The 3,161-nt window shown below is 68.8% G+C and carries 4 protein-coding genes; 2 read left to right on the forward strand and 2 right to left on the reverse strand.

Translation table 11 applies throughout. The features are described from left to right. Both EQG76_RS22905 and EQG76_RS22910 read right to left on the reverse strand, forming a co-directional pair. Window positions 1-1,102, reverse strand: a 1,102-nt coding sequence (locus tag EQG76_RS22905) for an aspartate aminotransferase family protein (RefSeq protein WP_159716622.1), incomplete at its 3' end; no start/stop codon positions are given. Between the two features lie 64 nt (window positions 1,103-1,166). Further along, on the reverse strand, window positions 1,167-2,411 hold the full coding sequence (locus tag EQG76_RS22910) for an anion transporter (RefSeq protein WP_159716624.1): 1,245 nt from the start codon (window positions 2,409-2,411) through the stop codon (window positions 1,167-1,169). 152 nt (window positions 2,412-2,563) lie between these two features. On the opposite strand from EQG76_RS22910, the gene EQG76_RS22915 reads away from it, so the two are divergent. Together EQG76_RS22915 and EQG76_RS22920 are read left to right on the forward strand one after the other, a co-directional pair. Beyond that, window positions 2,564-2,740: a CbtB domain-containing protein gene (locus EQG76_RS22915; protein ID WP_159716626.1), complete on the forward strand. Its 177-nt coding sequence runs from the start codon at window positions 2,564-2,566 to the stop codon at window positions 2,738-2,740. Between the two features lie 23 nt (window positions 2,741-2,763). Beyond that, window positions 2,764-3,161: CbtA family protein (locus EQG76_RS22920; RefSeq protein ID WP_200841043.1), on the forward strand; the 398-nt coding region annotated here is incomplete at its 3' end.

Genomic DNA, 3,161 nt, shown 5'->3' on the forward strand with positions numbered 1-3,161 from the left:
GGCCCTTCAGCGAGTGGATGGCATCACCCCAGTAGCTCTCCAGGGAGGCGGCGTTCTCGAACACGCCCTCCTCCTTGTAGACATCCAGCGTGGCCAGCGCCGCAGCGCAGGCGACCGGGTGCGCGGAGTAAGTGTAGCCGTGGAACAGCTCGATCGCCCGCTCCGGCCCCCCGTTGTTCATGAAGGTGTCGTAGATCTCCTTGGACACCATCACCGCACCCATCGGGATGGTCGCCGAAGTCAGGCCCTTGGCCGTGGTGATCATGTCCGGCTGCACCCCGAAATATTCGGCCCCCGACGACTTGCCGAGCCGGCCATAGCCGGTGATCACCTCGTCGAAGATCAGGAGGATGCCGTGCTTCTTCGTGATCTCGCGCAGCTTCTGCAGGTAGCCCACCGGCGGGGCTAGCACGCCGGTCGAGCCCGCCACCGGCTCCACGATCACCGCCGCGATGTTCGACGCGTCATGGAGCGCCACCAGCCGCTCCAGGTCGTCGGCCAGGTGCGCGCCCCAAGCCGGCTGACCCTTGCTGTAGGCCTGGTGCTCCAGGCTGTAGGTGTGCGGCAGATGGTCGACGCCCGCCAGCATGACGCCGAAATACATCCGGTTCTTGACCATGCCGCCGACGGAGATGCCGCCAAAGCCCACGCCATGGTAGCCGCGCTCGCGGCCGATCAGCCGAGTGCGGGTGCCCTGCCCTTTGGCGCGGTGGTACGCCAGCGCGATCTTGAGCGCAGTGTCGACCGACTCCGAGCCGGAATTGGTGAAGAAGGCGTGGTCCAGACCGCCCGGGAACAGATGCGCCAGGCGCGAGGCCAGCTCGAACGACTTGGGATGCGCCCACTGGAAGGGCGGCGCGAAGTCGAGATCGGCCGCCTGGTTCTGGATCGCCGCCACGATCTTGGGATGGGCATGGCCAGCATTGACGCACCACAGGCCCGCGGTGGCGTCCAGCAGCTTGCGGCCGTCCTGAGTGGTGTAGTGCAGGCCCTCGGCCTTCACGAGCATCCGCGGGTTCTTCTTGAAGTCGCGGTTGCTCGTGAACGGCATCCAGAAGCTCTCGAGATCGTTCGGAGCGGTGGCGAGATCCTTGGTGAGCATTCTTGAGCCTCTGCACTGATGGGGCCGGTCCATGCCCGTTCTTGCCGGACCAGGACCGGAACGATCACATCATGACGTAGCCCGCAAGCCAGAGCCAGGAGACTGCGGCCGCCTGGGCCAGCAGCGTCATCGGGATGCCGGCCCTGGCATGCTCCAGGAAGCCCAGGCGCACGCCCGCCTCGGCGGCGCGCTCGACAGTGATGATGTTGGCGAGGCTGCCGATGATCAGGAAGTTGCCGGCCAGCGTCGAGAGCGAGGCCAGGGCGTAGAGCGCGCCATCGGGCAGGTCCGGCAGGATGCCCAGGATCAGCATGACGATCGGCACGTTGCCGATCGTGTTGCTGCCGACCAGCGCCAAAGGTGCGAGCACGGCCAGCCGGTCGGGCAGCAGGCCCATCACCTCCAGCCGGGCGATCGCGATCGCCGGCAGGCCGGTATCGGCCAGGGCTGCTGTCACCACGAACAGCCCGCCGAACAGGACCAGGAGGTGCCAGTCGACCAGGCCCAGTAGCTGCCGCGTCGCCATGCGCCGGCTGACCAGGAGCGCCCCCGCCACCACCAGCACGGTGGTGGTGTGCGGGATCGGGGTGGTGAAGCCCGCGAGCAGCACCGCTGCCCAGAACATTGCCTTGATCATGGCGCCGCGCGCCACCGGCGGCCGATCCACCGGCTCGCTTCCCCGCGTCCCTGGCTCGGCCGGTCGCTCCACCAGTGCGCTGCGCCACTGCCAGCGCACCACCAGCCACACGGCCGCCAGCCCGGCCAGGGCCGGCGGTGTGCAGGCGGCGGCGAAGTCCCAGAACTCCAGGCCGCCCACCGAACCGATCAGGATGTTCTGCGGGTTGCCGATCAGGGTCGCGGCCGAGCCGGCATTGGCCGCCCCGGTGAGTGCGATCAGATAGGGCCTGGGGTCCAGGCCGCGGACCAGCAGGCCCTGGCACAGGAGCGGCGTGATCGCCCAGACCACCACGTCGTTCGCCAGCACGGCGGACAGGATGCCCGGCACCACCACCACGACAACCAGGATGGTGGCGGGGCTCGCCCTGGTCGCGGCGATCGTCCAGGCCACTCGGTCATAGAAGCCGGCGGCCGCGAACTGGGCCGAGAGCACCATCAGGCCGAACAGGATCACCAGGGTCGGGAAGTCGATCGCCGCCAGCACGCGTGCGGGCGACACTGCCTCGGTTGCGAACAGGACGATCGCACCCAGGAGTGCTATGCCGGTGCGGTCGATCCGCAGGCCCGGCCAGCGGCCCAGCGCCATCCCGGCATAAACGGCGAGGAAGCTGGCGACGACCAGCAGCGTCAAGGAAATGGCCTCCAGCCCCCCTTGGCGCTAAGTTCGCAGGGCCTGGCCCGCACAAGCAGCGGGCGGGCGTGGATTGTCCAGTGTGGAATATGTCGCTAAGGCGATAGCGTGCGGCGGGCCATGTGGTCCGAGAGCCGGTCAGGGAGCGGATCATGCAGCAGCAGACACAGGTCGCTTCGGCAGTATCGGGCGTCGAGCGTGCCACCGCGGGGATGCTGGCCCTCCTGCTCGGGCTGTTCCTGGTCTGGGGCGCTGGCTTTGCCAACTCCCAGACGATCCACGACGCGGCGCATGACGGTCGCCACAGCTTCGCCTTCCCCTGCCACTGACCGGCCGGACGGAATCCCCCGCGATGCTCAGCATGTTCCGCCGCGTGGTGCTGACCGGCATCGGCGCCGGGTTGCTCGCCGGCCTGCTCGTCACCTTCGTCCAGGCGTTCACCACGATCCCGCTGATCGTCGCGGCGGAAGTCTACGAGACCGGCCACGATCACGAACATGAGCATGAGGCCCGGCTCGACGGCAGCCTGCTGGTCCTTGCCCATTCCACGGTCGGCGAGCCCCCGGCCCTGCCGGGCGAGCCTGAGCCGGTCTCGCTCGAGCGGCGGCTCTCCACGCTCGTCGCGAACCTGGTCACCGGGGCCGGGTTCGGCCTGCTGCTGGCCGGTGCCATGACGCTGGCCGGCCACCGCTTCGCCCCGCAGCGCGGGCTGCTCTGGGGCATGGCCGGCTTTGCCACCTTTACCCTGGC

Source organism: Geminicoccus flavidas (assembly GCF_009806515.1).
Taxonomy (GTDB): domain Bacteria; phylum Pseudomonadota; class Alphaproteobacteria; order Geminicoccales; family Geminicoccaceae; genus Geminicoccus; species Geminicoccus flavidus.